The sequence below is a fragment of the Caballeronia glebae genome, from assembly GCF_001545035.1.
Lineage (GTDB): Bacteria > Pseudomonadota > Gammaproteobacteria > Burkholderiales > Burkholderiaceae > Caballeronia > Caballeronia glebae.
On sequence record NZ_FCOJ02000023.1, the window covers coordinates 87594 to 103870 of the forward strand.

General features: G+C 61.3%; 21 protein-coding genes and 1 tRNA gene. 21 read left to right on the forward strand and 1 reads right to left on the reverse strand.

Annotated features, from left to right (window positions below; genetic code table 11):
- Positions 1-40: 40 nt before the first annotated feature.
- The 14 genes from hisD to tatC all read left to right on the forward strand — a co-directional run bounded on the left by hisD (position 41) and on the right by tatC (position 9569).
- Positions 41-1363: a histidinol dehydrogenase gene (gene hisD, locus AWB82_RS17595; protein ID WP_086969382.1), complete on the forward strand. Its 1323-nt coding sequence runs from the start codon at positions 41-43 to the stop codon at positions 1361-1363.
- Between the two features lie 74 nt (positions 1364-1437).
- Complete coding sequence (hisC, locus tag AWB82_RS17600; protein WP_086969384.1) at positions 1438-2511, forward strand: histidinol-phosphate transaminase; 1074 nt, start codon at positions 1438-1440, stop codon at positions 2509-2511.
- Between the two features lie 32 nt (positions 2512-2543).
- Positions 2544-3131 (forward strand): imidazoleglycerol-phosphate dehydratase HisB, encoded by a 588-nt coding sequence (gene hisB / locus AWB82_RS17605; RefSeq protein ID WP_086969386.1) that lies wholly within the window; start codon positions 2544-2546, stop codon positions 3129-3131.
- Between the two features lie 38 nt (positions 3132-3169).
- The gene (locus tag AWB82_RS17610) at positions 3170-3790 is read left to right on the forward strand and encodes a MarC family protein (protein ID WP_086969387.1); all 621 of its coding nucleotides are present in this window, start codon (positions 3170-3172) and stop codon (positions 3788-3790) included.
- Complete coding sequence (hisH, locus tag AWB82_RS17615) at positions 3787-4428, forward strand: imidazole glycerol phosphate synthase subunit HisH (protein ID WP_086969389.1); 642 nt, start codon at positions 3787-3789, stop codon at positions 4426-4428. The genes AWB82_RS17610 and hisH overlap by 4 nt, the downstream gene beginning before the upstream one ends.
- Positions 4429-4580: 152 nt before the next feature.
- Positions 4581-5333, forward strand: coding sequence for a 1-(5-phosphoribosyl)-5-[(5-phosphoribosylamino)methylideneamino]imidazole-4-carboxamide isomerase (gene hisA / locus AWB82_RS17620; protein WP_086969391.1), 753 nt, complete (start codon positions 4581-4583; stop codon positions 5331-5333).
- 77 nt (positions 5334-5410) lie between these two features.
- The gene (hisF, locus tag AWB82_RS17625; RefSeq protein WP_086969393.1) at positions 5411-6184 is read left to right on the forward strand and encodes an imidazole glycerol phosphate synthase subunit HisF; all 774 of its coding nucleotides are present in this window, start codon (positions 5411-5413) and stop codon (positions 6182-6184) included.
- A 3-nt stretch (positions 6185-6187) separates the two neighbouring features.
- Positions 6188-6592, forward strand: coding sequence for a phosphoribosyl-AMP cyclohydrolase (gene hisI / locus AWB82_RS17630; RefSeq protein ID WP_086969394.1), 405 nt, complete (start codon positions 6188-6190; stop codon positions 6590-6592).
- Positions 6589-6957 carry a phosphoribosyl-ATP diphosphatase gene (locus tag AWB82_RS17635; protein WP_086969396.1) on the forward strand — a complete coding sequence of 123 codons (369 nt, stop codon included), beginning with the start codon at positions 6589-6591 and terminating at the stop codon, positions 6955-6957. Before hisI ends, AWB82_RS17635 begins: the two co-directional genes overlap by 4 nt.
- Before the next feature lie 33 nt (positions 6958-6990).
- On the forward strand, positions 6991-7383 hold the full coding sequence (locus tag AWB82_RS17640; protein ID WP_086969398.1) for a DUF4870 family protein: 393 nt from the start codon (positions 6991-6993) through the stop codon (positions 7381-7383).
- A 44-nt stretch (positions 7384-7427) separates the two neighbouring features.
- The gene (locus AWB82_RS17645; protein WP_008344145.1) at positions 7428-7790 is read left to right on the forward strand and encodes a histidine triad nucleotide-binding protein; all 363 of its coding nucleotides are present in this window, start codon (positions 7428-7430) and stop codon (positions 7788-7790) included.
- Positions 7791-7944: 154 nt separating this feature from the next.
- Complete coding sequence (gene tatA / locus AWB82_RS17650) at positions 7945-8181, forward strand: Sec-independent protein translocase subunit TatA (RefSeq protein ID WP_086969400.1); 237 nt, start codon at positions 7945-7947, stop codon at positions 8179-8181.
- A 36-nt stretch (positions 8182-8217) separates the two neighbouring features.
- Positions 8218-8748, forward strand: coding sequence for a Sec-independent protein translocase protein TatB (gene tatB / locus AWB82_RS17655; protein ID WP_086969402.1), 531 nt, complete (start codon positions 8218-8220; stop codon positions 8746-8748).
- Positions 8749-8792: 44 nt separating this feature from the next.
- Positions 8793-9569: a twin-arginine translocase subunit TatC gene (gene tatC / locus AWB82_RS17660; RefSeq protein ID WP_086969404.1), complete on the forward strand. Its 777-nt coding sequence runs from the start codon at positions 8793-8795 to the stop codon at positions 9567-9569.
- A 100-nt stretch (positions 9570-9669) separates the two neighbouring features.
- On the opposite strand, the gene AWB82_RS17665 is transcribed toward tatC, so the two are convergent.
- The gene (locus AWB82_RS17665) at positions 9670-10896 is read right to left on the reverse strand and encodes a S1C family serine protease (protein WP_086969406.1); all 1227 of its coding nucleotides are present in this window, start codon (positions 10894-10896) and stop codon (positions 9670-9672) included.
- Positions 10897-10916: 20 nt separating this feature from the next.
- Here AWB82_RS17665 and AWB82_RS17670 point away from each other — a divergent pair, with 20 nt between their 5' ends.
- The 7 genes from AWB82_RS17670 (at position 10917) to AWB82_RS17700 (ending at position 16024) form a co-directional block, all read left to right on the forward strand.
- Positions 10917-11663 carry a Nif3-like dinuclear metal center hexameric protein gene (locus AWB82_RS17670; RefSeq protein ID WP_086969408.1) on the forward strand — a complete coding sequence of 249 codons (747 nt, stop codon included), beginning with the start codon at positions 10917-10919 and terminating at the stop codon, positions 11661-11663.
- Positions 11664-11881: 218 nt separating this feature from the next.
- On the forward strand, positions 11882-12502 hold the full coding sequence (petA, locus tag AWB82_RS17675; RefSeq protein ID WP_086969410.1) for a ubiquinol-cytochrome c reductase iron-sulfur subunit: 621 nt from the start codon (positions 11882-11884) through the stop codon (positions 12500-12502).
- Complete coding sequence (locus AWB82_RS17680; RefSeq protein ID WP_086969412.1) at positions 12503-13885, forward strand: cytochrome b; 1383 nt, start codon at positions 12503-12505, stop codon at positions 13883-13885.
- A gap of 23 nt (positions 13886-13908) precedes the next feature.
- Positions 13909-14664 (forward strand): cytochrome c1, encoded by a 756-nt coding sequence (locus tag AWB82_RS17685; protein WP_086969414.1) that lies wholly within the window; start codon positions 13909-13911, stop codon positions 14662-14664.
- A gap of 93 nt (positions 14665-14757) precedes the next feature.
- Positions 14758-15369, forward strand: coding sequence for a glutathione S-transferase N-terminal domain-containing protein (locus AWB82_RS17690; protein WP_014192402.1), 612 nt, complete (start codon positions 14758-14760; stop codon positions 15367-15369).
- Between the two features lie 63 nt (positions 15370-15432).
- A complete protein-coding gene (locus tag AWB82_RS17695; protein ID WP_086969416.1) occupies positions 15433-15930 on the forward strand; it encodes a ClpXP protease specificity-enhancing factor in 498 nt (165 codons plus the stop codon).
- Between the two features lie 18 nt (positions 15931-15948).
- Positions 15949-16024, forward strand: a tRNA-Thr gene (locus AWB82_RS17700).
- The last annotated feature ends 253 nt before the right edge of the window (positions 16025-16277 follow it).

The window sequence follows — 16277 nt, forward strand, 5'->3', positions numbered from 1 at the left end:
TGCACGACGCGGCGCGCCAACAGCAAAACGGAAAACCAGCATGTCTATCAAGATTCGCAAACTCGATTCCAGCGCCGATGGTTTTCAAAAGGCGCTGCGTGCGGTCCTCGCGTTCGAAGCGAGCGAGGATGAGGCGATCGAGCGCTCGGTCGCGCAGATTCTCGCGGACGTGAAGGCGCGCGGCGACGAAGCCGTGCTCGAATACACCAACAAGTTCGATCGTCTGAAAGCGGACAGCGTCGCGGCGCTCGAACTGCCGCTGTCGGAAATGGAAGCCGCGCTCGAAGGGCTCGAACCGAAGCGTCGCGCGGCGCTCGAAGCGGCGGCGGCGCGCGTGCGCGGCTATCACGAGAAGCAGCGTATCGAATGCGGCACGCATAGCTGGCATTACACCGAAGCCGACGGCACCGTGCTCGGCCAGAAGGTCACGCCGCTCGATCGCGCGGGCATCTACGTGCCGGGCGGCAAGGCGGCGTATCCGTCGTCGGTGCTGATGAACGCGATTCCCGCGCGCGTCGCGGGCGTGAAGGAAATCGTGATGGTCGTGCCGACGCCCGATGGCGTGAAGAATCCGCTCGTGCTCGCGGCGGCGCTGCTCGGCGGCGTGGATCGCGTGTTCACGATCGGCGGCGCGCAGGCGGTCGGCGCGCTCGCGTACGGCACGCAAAGCGTTCCTGCCGTCGACAAGATCTGCGGCCCGGGCAACGCGTATGTCGCATCGGCGAAGCGTCGCGTGTTCGGCACCGTCGGCATCGACATGATCGCGGGGCCGTCCGAAATTCTCGTGATCTGCGACGCCACCACCGATCCGCGCTGGGTCGCGATGGACCTCTTCTCGCAAGCCGAGCACGACGAACTCGCGCAATCCATTCTGCTGTGCCCGGACGACGATTTCATCCAGCGCGTGGAAGATGCGATCGTCGAGCTGCTTCCGTCGATGCCGCGACGCGACGTCATCCAGCGTTCGCTCGAAGACCGCGGCGCGCTCATCAAGGTGAAGGACATGGAACAAGCGTGCGCGATCGCGAACGACATCGCGCCGGAGCATCTGGAAATCTCGGCGCTCGATCCGCACCAATGGGCCGCGCAGATTCACAACGCGGGCGCGATGTTCCTCGGCCGCTACACGAGCGAAAGCCTCGGCGATTACTGCGCGGGTCCGAATCACGTGCTGCCTACTTCGCGCACCGCGCGGTTTTCGTCGCCGCTCGGCGTCTACGATTTCATGAAGCGTTCGAGCGTGATCGAAGTCAGCGCGGACGGCGCGCAGACGCTCGGCGAAATCGCCGCTGAACTGGCATACGGCGAAGGCTTGCAGGCGCATGCGAAGAGCGCCGAATACCGAATGAAAAAAGTCGGCTGAATAGCGCGCCGACCCGAAAGAACGAGGCGGCCTGAGAGCCGCCGCCTGACCGGCGAGAGAGACGCCGGGAAAACATGACCACACTACAAGACATCATCCGCCCCGACGTCCTCGCGATGACGAGCTACCCCGTGCCCGATTCCACGGGCCTGATCAAGCTCGACGCGATGGAGAATCCCTACACCTTGCCCGCTGACCTCGCCGAACGTCTCGGCGCGCATCTCGCGGGCGTCGCGCTGAACCGCTATCCCGCGCCGCGTCCGGCGGAACTGCTCGCGAAGATCAAGCGCGCGATGAACGTGCCCGACGCCTGCGAGGTGCTGCTCGGCAACGGCTCGGACGAGCTGATCAGCATGATGTCGGTCGCGTGCTCGAAGCCGGGCGCGAAGGTCGTGGCGCCCGTGCCGGGCTTCGTGATGTACGAAATGTCGGCGAAGTTCGCGCATCTGGCGTTCATCGGCGTGCCTTTGAAGGCCGACTTCACGCTCGACGCCGATGCGCTCGTCGCCGCCATCGAGGAGCACGCGCCCGCGCTCGTCTACCTCGCGTATCCGAATAACCCGACCGGCACGCTCTACGACGACGCCGACATCGAACGCGTGATCGCCGCGTCGAAGAAAAGTCTCGTGGTGATCGACGAGGCGTATCAGCCGTTCGCCGAAAAAAGCTGGATGTCTCGCGCGGCGGAGTTCGACAACGTCGTGGTGATGCGCACCGTCTCGAAGCTCGGGCTCGCGGGCATCCGTCTCGGCTACATGGCGGGCCGGCCTTCGTGGATCATGCAGTTCGACAAAGTGCGCCCGCCGTACAACATCAACGTGCTGACGCAGGCGACCGCCGATTTCCTGCTGGATCACCTCGACGTGCTCGACGCCCAGGCCGCCGAACTGCGCGCGCAACGCACGAAACTCGCGCGCGAAGTGGCGGCGCTGCCCGGCATGACGGTTTTTCCGAGCGCGGGAAATTTCCTGCTCGTGCGCGTTCCCGATGCCGCCGTTGCTTTCGAAACCCTTCTGACTTCGCGGGTTTTGATAAAAAACGTGGGTAAAATGCATCCGTTGCTTGCTAATTGCGTGCGCTTGACCGTCGGAACAGCCGAGGAAAACGCGCACATGGTCGCGGCGCTGAAAAAGCTCGCACCGAACTGAAACCCACAACGATCAAGTATCAAGGAATCACCATGCGCATTGCGGAAGTCGTTCGCAACACCAGCGAAACGCAGATCCGTGTGAAGCTCGATCTGGACGGCACCGGCAAGCAGAAGCTCGCCACCGGCGTCCCGTTCCTCGATCACATGCTCGACCAGATCGCCCGTCACGGGCTCATCGATCTCGACGTCGAAGCGCATGGCGACCTCCATATCGACGACCACCATACCGTCGAAGACACGGGCATCACGCTCGGGCAGGCAGTGGCGAAGGCCATCGGCGACCGGAAGGGCATTCGCCGTTACGGCCATTCCTACGTGCCGCTCGATGAAGCGCTGTCGCGCGTCGTCATCGATTTTTCGGGGCGTCCGGGGCTCGAATTTCACGTGCCGTTCACGCGCGCGCGCATCGGCACGTTCGACGTCGATCTCACCATCGAGTTTTTCCGCGGATTCGTGAATCACGCGGGCGTGACGCTGCACATCGACAACCTGCGCGGCATCAACGCGCATCATCAGGTCGAAACCGTATTCAAGGCGTTCGGCCGCGCGCTACGCATGGCCGTCGAAGTGGACGAACGCGCGGCGGGGCAGATTCCGTCGACCAAGGGCAGTCTCTGATCGACACGCGGCGCTTCGGCGCGCGCGTCGAATTCACGATGGATCTGTTCAAATCGTTTATCTCATTGCTCGCGCTGATCAATCCGATCGGCGCGATACCGTTTTTTCTCAGCCTGACCGCGCAGCAATCCGACATCGAAAGACGCAACACCATTCGCGTCGCGTCGGTTTCGGTGTTCTGCGTGATCGCGGTGACGGCGCTGCTTGGGCAGCAGATCATCGCGTTCTTCGGGATTTCGGTCGGGTCGTTCGAAGTGGGCGGCGGCATCATCATGCTGCTCATGGCGATCAACATGTTGAACGCGCAGGTCGGCAATGCGCGCTCCACGCCGGAAGAACGCATGGAAGCCGAGGAGCGCAACAGCATCGCGGTCGTGCCGCTCGCGATTCCGCTGCTCACCGGGCCAGGCTCGATCAGCACGGTGATCGTTTATGCTGCCAATGCGCAGCACTGGTACGACCGCTTCGGGCTCGTCCTGCTGGGCGCGATCATCGCGGGGCTGTGCTTCGGCGCGCTGAATCTCGCCGAGCCGATCGCGCGCGTGGTCGGGCGCACCGGAATCAATATCGGCACGCGTCTCATGGGTTTGATGTTGTCCGCACTGGCGGTGGAGTTCATCGTCAACGGGTTGAAGGCCTTGATGCCATCTTTGAAATGACTACTTCGATTGCGATTGTTGATTACGGAATGGGCAACCTGCGCTCGGTGTACCAGGCGCTGAAAAAGGCCGCACCCGAGGCGAACGTGGCGATCGTCGATCAGCCGCAAGGCATTCACGCGGCGGATCGCGTCGTGCTGCCGGGTCAGGGCGCGATGCGCGACTGCATGGGGCATCTGGCCGAATCCGGCTTGCAGGAAGCGGTGATGCAGGCGGCGCGCGAAAAGCCGATGCTCGGCGTATGCGTCGGCGAGCAAATGCTCTTCGACTGGAGCGAGGAAGGCGACACGAAGGGTCTCGGCCTTTTGCCCGGCAAAGTCGTGCGCTTCCAGCTCGACGGTCTTCTGCAGGACGACGGCTCGCGCTTCAAGGTGCCGCAAATGGGCTGGAACCGCGTTCGTCAGACGCAGGCGCATCCGCTCTGGGACGGCGTCGCGGACGGCGCGTTCTTCTACTTCGTGCACAGCTATTACGTGGTGCCGGAGAATCCGGCTCATACGTCCGGCGAAACTGTGTACGGCAGCGCATTCACGTCGGCGGTTGCGCGCGACAATATCTTCGCGACTCAATTCCACCCGGAAAAGAGCGCGGACGCCGGATTGCGTCTCTATCGCAATTTCGTGCACTGGAACCCGTGAAATGGCGCGCCCGCTAGCGTTTTCGCCTATTACCGCGGGCGCATGACCGTTGCAAGACTTGTACTACACTAGCGGGACGGCCGGCGATACAGGCACGAAAGACCTCACGTGCGCCGTTTTGATCAACTCCACCCAGAAAATACGCGATACCTATGCTGCTCATTCCGGCCATCGATCTTAAGGACGGTCAGTGCGTGCGCCTTAAGCAGGGCGATATGGACCAGGCGACCATTTTTTCAGAGAATCCGGCGGCCATGGCCCGACACTGGGTCGACCGCGGCGCACGACGGCTGCATCTGGTCGATCTAAACGGCGCCTTTGCCGGCAAGCCACGAAACGGCGACGCGATCCGCGCGATCCTCGACGAAGTCGGCAGCGAGATTCCCGTGCAGTTGGGCGGCGGCATCCGCGATCTCGAAACCATCGAACGCTATCTCGACGACGGCCTGTCGTACATCATCATCGGCACGGCCGCGGTGAAGAATCCGGGCTTCCTGCGCGACGCGTGCAGCGCGTTCGGGGGACACATCATCGTCGGACTGGATGCGAAGGACGGCAAGGTCGCGACCGACGGCTGGAGCAAGCTCACGGGCCACGAAGTCGTCGATCTCGGCCGCAAGTTCGAGGACTACGGCTGCGAATCGATCATCTACACCGACATCGGCCGCGACGGCATGCTCCAGGGCGTCAACATCGGCGCGACCGTGCGCCTCGCGCAGGCAGTGAAGATTCCGGTGATCGCGAGCGGCGGGCTGTCGAGCATCGCGGACATCGAATCGCTCTGCGAGGTCGAGGGCGAAGGCATTGAAGGCGTGATCTGCGGCCGCGCGATCTACTCCGGCGATCTCGATTTCAGCGCCGCCCAGACCCGCGCCGACGCGCTGCGCGAGGCCGACGGCGCCTGAAACGCCCGAGCGTGAGCACATTTGAGCAGCTCTCCGGGCGGCCGCGACGCCGCCCTTACTCCGTAAGTGGCAAGAACATGGCTCTCGCAAAACGCATCATTCCCTGTCTCGACGTGACCGCCGGCCGCGTCGTGAAGGGCGTCAATTTCCTCGAACTGCGCGACGCGGGCGACCCTGTCGAAATCGCGCGCCGTTACGACGATCAGGGCGCCGACGAACTCACGTTTCTCGACATCACCGCGACGTCCGATCAACGCGATCTGATTCTGCCGATCATCGAGGCGGTGGCGTCGCAGGTGTTCATTCCGCTGACCGTCGGCGGCGGCGTGCGCGCGGTCGAAGACGTGCGGCGTCTGCTCAACGCGGGCGCGGACAAAATCAGCATGAACTCCTCGGCGGTCGCGAATCCGCAGCTCGTGCGCGACGCGTCGGACAAACACGGCTCGCAATGCATCGTCGTCGCCATCGACGCGAAGCGTGTGTCGGCCGAAGGCGAGACGCCGCGCTGGGAAGTCTTCACGCATGGCGGCCGTAAGGCGACGGGCATCGACGCGATCGAATGGGCGCGCAAGATGGCCGAGTACGGCGCGGGCGAAATTCTGCTCACGAGCATGGATCGCGACGGCACGAAGGCGGGCTTCGATCTCGCACTGACGCGCGCGGTGTCGGACGCCGTGCCGGTGCCGGTGATCGCGTCGGGCGGTGTCGGCTCGTTGCAGCATCTGGCCGATGGCGTGGTCGTTGGTCACGCGGACGCGGTGCTTGCCGCGAGCATCTTCCACTATGGCGAGCACACGGTCGGCGAGGCGAAGCGTTTCATGGCCGACCACGGCATTTCGGTGAGGACGTAAGCCGTGAGCGATCAAACGACCTGGCTCGACAAGGTGAAGTGGGACGCGAACGGCCTTGTGCCCGTGATCGCGCAGGAAGCGTCGACCAACGACGTGCTCATGTTCGCGTGGATGAATCGCGAGGCGCTCGCGAAGACCATCGAACTGAAGCGCGCGGTGTACTTCTCGCGCTCGCGGCAGCGGCTGTGGTTCAAGGGCGAGGAGTCCGGGCACGTGCAGCACGTTCACGACGTGCGCCTCGATTGCGATGAAGACGTCGTGCTGCTCAAGGTCGAGCAGGTATCGGGTATCGCGTGTCATACCGGCCGCCACTCCTGTTTTTTTCAGAAATTCGAGGGCACGGCGGAGAACGGCGAGTGGGTCGCCGTCGAGCCGGTCCTGAAAGACCCCGAAAGCATCTACAAATGACGCAAGCCAATACGCTGGACACGCTGCTGCGCCTCGGCGCGATCATCGACAGTCGCAAGGGCGGCGATCCGGAACAATCTTACGTTTCCCGACTCTTTCACAAGGGCGACGATGCGATCCTGAAGAAGATCGGCGAGGAAGCGACGGAAGTCGTGCTCGCCGCGAAGGACGCGCGTCACGGCGGCGCACCGAAAGCGCTCGTCGGAGAAGTCGCCGATCTGTGGTTTCATTGTCTCGTGATGCTGTCGCATTTCGACCTGAGCCCCGCCGACGTGGTCGCGGAACTGGAGCGTCGCGAAGGATTGTCGGGAATCGAGGAAAAAGCGCTGCGCAAGTCGCGTGAGCGCGAACAGAACGGCGGCTGACGAGCGTCTGGCATTCGCGAAGGAGGGCCAAGCATGAACCGGCAATACGAACCTTATCCGCCGCCTGTCGTTCAGGACGCGAACGATCCCGAGCGTCTGCGCAATATGCGCACGTTCACGCACGTTCTGTACGGGCTGTATGCGGTCTATTGGCTGACCGGCGGGCTCACCGGACTGGTCGCCATCATCCTCAACTACATCAAGCGCGGCGATGCTTCGGGCACGCCGTATGAAGATCACTTCACCTGGCAGATCCGCACGTTCTGGTGGGCGGTGCTGGGCCACGTGATCGGTTTCGCGACGATCTGGATCGGCGTCGGCTTCCTGATTCTCGCCGCGGTCAGCATCTGGACGCTTTATCGCATCATCAAAGGCTGGCTGTATCTCTACGAGAACAAGACGATCGAGCCGCGCGCGTGGTTCTGATCCGGTTTGATCAATCAGGCCCGGCAACGGGAGACACGGTATAAATGAGTCAAGACAACTGCATTTTCTGCAAGATCGCTTCCGGGCAACTGCCGAGCACGAAGGTCTATGAGGACGATGAGTTCGTCGCCTTCAACGACATCAATCCCGCCGCACCGGTGCATGTGCTGGTGATTCCGCGCAAGCATATTGAAACACTTTCGCACTGCACAGAAAGTGACAGTCCGCTACTTGGTAGAATGGTGAGTCTCGTCGGACGTTTGGCGAAAGATCTGGGTGTCTCATACACGGGAGGCGATACCGGCTTTCGCACGGTAATTAATACCGGGCCGGGCGGCGGGCAGGAGGTGTATCACATCCACGCGCATTTGTTAGCCGGCGAGCGCCCGTGGCGCCGAATGGGGTAACGCCGCTATTTTTGTCGGCATTCTCCTTTCCAATGAAATATTGGGCGAGCAAAATCGATAGTTGAGCTGAGGCGAAGGGCCTCGGCTGAGGCCGCAAGGCCGATCTTCCGCCTCGGCACCCAAATCGGGGCGGAATTACGGAGAGTTTTCATTCATGGGTTCGTTAAGCATTTGGCATTGGTTGATCGTTCTGCTGATCGTGGCACTCGTCTTCGGCACGAAGAAGCTGCGCAATATCGGTGGCGATCTGGGCGGCGCGGTGAAGGGTTTCAAGGAAGGCATGCGCGAAGGCGAAACGCCGGCAAATTCGACCGATCAGCGCGAACTGCCGCGTAACGGCGCCGTGGACGTCGAGGCGAAAGACAAGTCGCGCTCGGGCGACTTTCGCTAATCCGTCCGCCGACGGTAACTCTCCACTTTCCGTTCAATGCTCGATCTTGGTCTGACCAAAATGGCGGTCATCGGCGTCGTTGCGCTGGTGGTCCTCGGGCCGGAGCGTCTGCCCGGCGTGGCTCGCACGGCGGGGGCGCTCTTCGGGCGCGCGCAGCGCTACATCAACGACGTCAAATCGGAAGTCGCGCGTGAGATGGAGCTCGATGAGCTCAAGAAAATGCGCACCGAGTTCGAAACCGCGGCGTCGAATGTCGAATCGTCGATTCACGACACGCTGAAGCGCCACGAATCCGAGCTGAACGACGCCTGGAAAGACGGGACGTCGGTCACGCCGAGCATTGCGGGCGGCGCGGCTGAATCGGCGGACAGCGCCGCGTCGGACAAGCCCTGGGCCGCCACGTCATCATCGACGTCGACCAGGCGCAAGAACTGGCGCGTGAAGCAGGCGGCGATTCCCAATTGGTACAAGCGCACGACCTCGCGTCGCACGCGGGTTCAATCGGGCGCGGCGCGCGTCGCTCGTCATACGCCCGCCACTCTGCGCCGGCAGACGAAGTTCTTCTGAGCGAGCCGCGATTCCTTCATCGATGATTTCTACCGAGGGCCGGCGTGAGCGACCCGCAACACACTAAAGAAGAGCCCGTCGAAGAGACGTTCATTTCGCATCTGGTCGAATTGCGCGACCGCATTATCCGCGCGGGCGCTTCGGTCATCGTCGTGTTCATCTCGCTCGTGTATTGGGCGCCGGACATCTTCAAGCTGCTGGCCCGTCCGCTGATGCAGAACCTGCCGCGCGACGGCAAGATGATCGTCACCGACGTCACCGGCTCGTTCTTCGTGCCGATGAAGGTGACGATGCTCGTCGCCTTCGTGATCGCGCTGCCGATCGTGCTGTATCAAGTGTGGGCATTCGTCGCGCCCGGCTTGTATCAGCACGAGAAGAAGCTCGTCGGGCCGCTCGTTTTCAGCAGCTACACGCTTTTTCTGTGCGGCATGGCATTCGCCTACTTCGTCGTATTCCCGACCATTTTCCGCGTGATGGCGCATTACAATGCGCCGCTGGGCGCGGAAATGACGACGGATATCGACAACTACCTGAGCTTTGTGCTCACGATGTTCCTCGCGTTCGGCGTGACGTTCGAGGTGCCGATAGTCGTCGTGCTGCTTGCGCGCATGGGCGTCGTGTCGATCCAGAAGCTCAAGCAGATTCGGCCTTACGTGATCGTCGGCGCGTTCGTCATTTCGGCGGTGGTCACGCCGCCGGACGTTTTCTCGCAACTGATTCTCGCGATTCCGCTCGTCATTCTTTATGAGGCGGGCATCATTGCGGCGCGGCTCGTGATCGGCAAGCAACCGATCAAAAACGAGGAGCCGGCGGCGGAGTAGGTGCGGCGTATTGTCGCGTCGTCACACGGTTCGACGGATACGAAAAAGGCAGCTTTCGAGTGATCGAAGCTGCCTTTTTTGCTTTCACGGATACCGCGTTTTATTCGTCGCCCTGGTCGCCTTGATCGCCCTGATCTTCGTCCGGCATCTGCGGCGCGCGCGGCGGCGCGGGACGTTTGCCGATCATCACGTTGACGTCCAGTTCCTTGTTCTTGCGCATCAGATGAACCTTCACCGACGTGCCCGGCTTGATCTGCGCGACGACGTTGAGCAGGCGCGTCGTGTCGGTGATGGTGTCGTCGTTGATCGACACGAGGATATCGCCCGGCTTGATGCCCGCCTTGTCCGCCGGGCCGCCTTGCAGCACGCCCGCGACGATCGCGCCGGACTTCTGATCCAGCCCGAACGATTCGGCGATCTCGGGCGTCACGTCCTGCGGCTCGACACCGATCCAGCCGCGCGTCACGGCGCCGGTCGTGATGATGCTTTCCAGCACGCTGCGCGCGGTCGACACGGGAATCGCGAAGCCGATGCCGAGCGAGCCGCCGCTGCGCGAGTAGATCGCGGTGTTGATGCCGAGCAGGTTGCCGTTCACGTCCACCAGCGCACCGCCCGAATTGCCGGGGTTGATGGCGGCGTCGGTCTGAATGAAGTTCTCGAACGTGTTGATGCCGAGGTGATTGCGCCCGAGCGCGCTGACGATGCCCATCGTGACCGTCTGACCGACGCCGAACGGATTGCCGATCGCGAGCACGACGTCGCCGACGCGCGTCTGATCCATGCGGCCGAGCGTGATGGTCGGCAGATTGGTCATGTTGATCTTCAGCACGGCGAGATCGGTTTCCGGATCGACGCCGATCACTTTCGCGCTCGACGTGCGACCATCGGCGAGAGCGACTTCGATTTGATCCGCGCCGTCGACGACATGCTGGTTCGTTAGAATGTAACCTTCCGAGCTGACGATGACACCGGAGCCGAGATTCGACGCCGGCGGCTCGTCGCTCTTGCGTTTGTTCTTGTCGCCGAAGAAGTAGCGGAACAGCGGGTCTTTCGCGCGCGGGTCGGGCGGCAGGTTGCCGTCCTTGCTGGAGAACACGTTCACCACGGCCGGCATCGCCTTTTGCGCGCCATCCGAGTAGGACGATTGAACGGGGCGCGAGCCGATGCTCGGCGCCACTTCCCGCAACGCGACGATCGGCTCGGCAAGCTGCTTGCCGAATTGACCCTGACGTTGAAGCCACTGCGGTTTCAAGGTCGCGATGATGAACATCAGGGCCAAAAGCACGGTGACCGCTTGGGCAAAAAATAGCCAGAAGCGTCTAAGCATTTGAAGGAATAGAGGATTTCATGGATCGGATCGAACTCGAATTGTATCTGAACAATCTGCTGGAAATCGGCCGCTTCAAGGACTATTGCCCGAACGGTCTGCAGGTTGAAGGCGCGCGCCGCGTGCGCAAGATCGCCACCGGCGTGACGGCCTCACAGGCATTTCTGGACGCCGCGCTGGAGTGGGGCGCGGACACCGTGCTCGTGCATCACGGATACTTCTGGCGCAACGAAGCGCCGCAGATCACCGGGCGCAAGTACCGGCGGTTGCGCACGCTGATCGCCAACGACATCAATCTCTTCGCCTATCATCTGCCGCTCGATTCGCATCCGGAATTCGGCAACAACGCGCAGATCGGCGCGCGGCTCGGGCTGATCGCCGACGCGCGTTTCGGCGATCAGGATCTCGGCTGGATCGCCACGCTCGGCATGCCCTTGCCGCTCGAACACTTCAGCGCGATGGTCGAGAACGCGCTCGGCAGAAAGCCGCTCGTGTTCGGCGACACGGACAAGGAATTGCGGCGCGTGGCGTGGTGCACGGGCGGCGCGCAAGGCTATTTCGAAGACGCCATCGCGGCGGGCGCGGACGTGTATCTGAGCGGCGAAGTCTCGGAGCAGACCATGCATATCGCGGCGGAATCGGGCGTGGCGTACCTCGCGGCCGGCCATCACGCGACCGAGCGTTACGGCGTGCAGGCCATCGGCGCGCATCTGTCCGAGCAATTCGATATCGAACATATTTTTATCGATATCGATAATCCGGTTTAATACGCCATTAAGCGGGTTCGCCCATTATTGGCGCTTGCAGTTGGCTTAAATGAACGCTTCACGAGGTTGCGCGAAAAACGTGGGGAAAACCCTGAAGCATCAATCACTTCGAGTGGTTTTTGCTAGTCGGCCCTTGTAAATGCTAACTCCATTCGCGCACACTAGCGGCGGTATAACTGATGTGACGGTATAAATCCAACTCAGAAGTGGGGCGTGTGATGCGAGACAAGGAAGAAAAACGCGTCGACGGCGGCCGCCGTACCTGGCTGATTGCGACGACCGCGGTAGGTGGTGTCGGAGCGGTGGCAACCGTAGTTCCTTTCGTAGGTTCGTTTGCACCATCGGAAAAGGCCAAGGCGGCGGGCGCGCCCGTCGAGGTCGATATCGGCGGACTCAAGCCGGGCGAGATGATGACCGTCGCCTGGCGCGGCAAGCCGGTGTGGATCGTGAACCGCACCGACGAAATGCTGGCCGACGTCAAGAAGGCCGACAACGAAGTGGCCGACCCGAAGTCCAAGATGGAATTCTCGATGCCGTTGCCGGAGTACTGCAACAACGAGTTCCGCTCGCGCGCCGATCACAAGAACATTCTGGTGGCGGTTGCCGTGTGCACGCATCTGGGCTGCACGCCGACGCCACGTTTCACCGAGGGTCCCCAACCCAATCTCCCCGATAACTGGCCGGGCGGCTTCCTTTGCCCGTGTCACGGCTCGACCTACGACATGGCCGGCCGCGTCTTCAAGAACAAGCCCGCGCCGCAGAACCTGGACATTCCACCGTTCATGTTCACTTCCGCGACGCAACTCGTGATCGGCAAGGACGAAAAGGGAGAGGCGTAAATGGCGACCGCAGACAAGGAAGTGGAGACAACGGGCTTGACCGGTTGGATCGACCGCCGGTTTCCGCTGACCTCGACCTGGAAGAAACACGTATCCGAGTACTACGCGCCGAAGAACTTCAACTTCTGGTACTTCTTCGGCTCGCTGGCTTTGCTGGTGCTCGTCAACCAGATCGTCACCGGCATCTTTCTCACGATGAACTACAAACCCGATGCGACGCTCGCGTTCGCATCGGTCGAGTACATCATGCGCGAGGTGCCGTGGGGCTGGCTCATTCGCTACATGCATTCGACGGGCGCGTCGATGTTCTTCGTCGTCGTCTATCTGCACATGTTCCGCGGCCTGCTTTACGGGTCGTATCGCAAGCCGCGCGAGCTCGTGTGGGTCTTCGGCTGCGCGATTTTTCTGTGCCTCATGGCCGAAGCGTTCTTCGGCTATCTGTTGCCGTGGGGACAGATGTCGTTCTGGGGCGCGCAGGTCATCGTGAACCTGTTCTCGGCGATTCCGTTCATCGGCCCGGATCTGTCTTTGTGGATTCGCGGCGATTACGTCGTGTCGGATGTCACGTTGAATCGCTTTTTCGCGTTCCACGTCATCGCGATTCCGCTCGTTCTGATCGGACTCGTGGTCGCGCACCTCGTCGCACTGCACGAAGTCGGCTCGAACAATCCTGATGGCGTCGAAATCAAGGCGAAGAAAGACGCGAACGGCATTCCGCTCGACGGCATTCCGTTCCATCCGTACTACTCGGTGCACGACTTCATGGGCGTGTGCGTCTTCCTGCTGATCTTCGCGGCGATCATCTTCTTCGCGCCGGAAATGGGCGGCTATTTCCTCGAAGCCAACAACTTCGTGCCGGCGAATCCGTTGCAGACGCCGTCGGAAATCGCGCCGGTGTGGTATTTCACCGCGTTCTACGCCATGCTTCGCGCCACCACCGATCCCTTCAAGATCGTGCTGATGATCGTGATCGCGTTGCTGGGTCTGCTCGCGCTCGTGAAGGCGCGCGGCAAGTGGAAGCTCGGTCTGCCGGTACTCGCGGTTCTGGTGCTGATTTTCATGGCGCTGACGGAATCGAAATTCTGGGGCGTGGTCGTGATGGGCACGGCGGTCGTTTCGCTGTTTTTCCTACCGTGGCTGGATCGGAGTCCGGTGAAGTCGATTCGCTACAGGCCACTTTTCCACAAGGTCTTCTATGCGATTTTCGTGTTCGCGTTCCTGATGCTCGGCTTTCTGGGCACGCGACCGCCATCGCCGGCCGCGACGCTGATCGCGCAGATCTGCGCGCTGATCTATTTTGCATTCTTCCTCGGCATGCCTTTCTGGACGCCACGCGGCAAATTCAAGACGCCGCCTGAGCGAGTGCACTACAAACCTCACTGAGCGCACGTCCGGAGACGAATACGATGAAAAAATGGCTCTCTACAATGGCGATGATCGGTGCGGCGCTGTTTGCATTCGGCGCGGCGCCGGCGTTCGCGCAGGAAGAAGCAGTGCTCGATCGCGCGCCTGACAGCTCGGACAATCTCGCGTCCTTGCAGCACGGCGCCCAGGTTTTTGTAAACTATTGCCTGAACTGCCACAGCGCGACGTTGATGCGGTACAACCGGCTGACCGATCTCGGCATCAGCGAGAAGCAGATTCAGGAGAATTTGCTTTTCTCGACGGATAAGGTCGGCAACACGATGTCCATCGCGATGCGCCCCGAAGACGCGAAGGCGTGGTTCGGCGCGTCGCCGCCGGATTTGTCGGTCGAGGCGCGGGCGCGGGGCAAGGACTGGCTTTATACGTACTTGCGGAGTTTCTATCGCGATCCGGCGCGACCGACCGGCTGGAACAATCGCGTGTACGAAAACGTCGGCATGCCGCATGTGCTTTGGACGCTGCAGGGCATCCGGGACGCGAAATTCGAGACCGATACGGACGAACATACCGGCGAAAAGGTACGAAGATTCGTCGGTTACACGCAGGTTACACCTGGTGCCATGTCGTCCGTGGATTATGATTCAACTGTGGCCGATCTCGTTTCGTACATGTCGTGGATGGCGGAACCCGCGCAGCAGACGCGCAAGCGGCTCGGCGTCTGGGTTTTGCTGTTCCTGGCGTTCTTGAGTTTCCTCGCGTGGCGCCTGAACGCGGCATACTGGAAAGATATCAAATAACGCGCCTTCGAAGGCGTGGGTCGGCGCGACGGCATTTTCCGCGAGGAAACGCCGCGGCCGGCCCTTCGAGTTTACTGAAGGAACTTTAAAAACATGATGGTTCTGTATTCCGGCACTACTTGCCCGTTCTCCCAGCGCTGCCGGCTGGTGTTGTTCGAAAAGGGCATGGATTTCGAGATTCGCGACGTTGACCTGTTCAACAAGCCGGAAGACATCGCGGTGATGAACCCTTACGGACAGGTGCCGATTCTCGTCGAGCGCGACCTGATCCTGTACGAGTCGAATATCATCAACGAATATATCGACGAGCGTTTCCCGCACCCGCAGCTCATGCCGGCCGATCCGGTCCAGCGTGCTCGCGCGCGCCTGTTCCTGCTGAACTTCGAGAAGGAGCTGTTCGTTCACGTCGGCACGCTCGAAAACGAGAAGGGCAAGGCGGCCGAGAAGAATCACGAAAAGGCGCGCGGCGCGATCCGCGATCGCCTCACGCAACTCGCGCCGATCTTCCTGAAGAACAAGTACATGCTGGGCGAGGAGTTCTCGATGCTCGACGTCGCGATCGCGCCGCTGCTGTGGCGTCTGGATCACTACGGCATCGAACTGTCGAAGAACGCAGCACCGTTGATGAAGTACGCCGAGCGGATCTTCAGCCGACCGGCCTATATTGAAGCGCTGACGCCTTCCGAAAAGGTGATGCGTCGATAGTTTGAGTGCGTTGGGACGCGGCGGCGCGGTTTCGCGCGGCCGCCTTCCGACAGAGGAAAGTTGATGCAAGAGATTTCCACCAAGCCGTATCTGTTGCGTGCGCTGTATGAGTGGTGCACGGACAATGGTTTTACCCCTCACATCGCCGTGCGGGTCGATGCGGCCACGCGCGTGCCGCGCCAGTTCGTCCGCAACGACGAGATCGTGTTGAACATCAGTTTCGAGGCAACGAGCCAGCTGCAGATGGGCAACGAGTGGATCGAGTTCAGCGCGCGGTTCTCAGGCAAGTCGCACAAGATCGAAGTGCAGATTGCGAACGTGCTTGCCATCTATGCGCGTGAAAACGGGCAAGGGATGGCCTTCCCGGTCGAACAGTCGCATTCCGGCTCGGATTTGGCGAGCGCGCCCGCCGGAGCGCGATCGGTCGAACGTGAGACGCGGCAAATCGAGGAGCCTGCTGGCGAGCGAGTTGAGCCCGCGTCGAAAGACGAAGCCCAAGCTGCCGCGGATGACGAGGCTTCGAAATCGCCGGCGAGGTCTCACCTCAAAGTCGTTAAATGAAGTAGAATTCCGTCCTTCGCCGGCTTAGCTCATCTGGTAGAGCAGTTGATTTGTAATCATCAGGTGGCGGGTTCGAGTCCTGCAGCCGGCACCAAGACTTATGTCGACGGGTCGTGCGATCTCCGCACGACCCGTTTGCTTTAAGTCGGTGGGACGAGTAGGTAGGTCAATAAGAAGCGTTTCAAAACTTGTTGACACGAACCGAAATGTTCTTCATAATCTCGTTTCTCTGCTGCTGATGCAGCGACGCAAGACGGAAGTTGATGTGGTTCTTGCGATGTGCTCTTTAAAAACTAACAGCCGATAAGTGTGGGCGCTTGATGACGGGTGCGGTTTCAGTCTTTCGG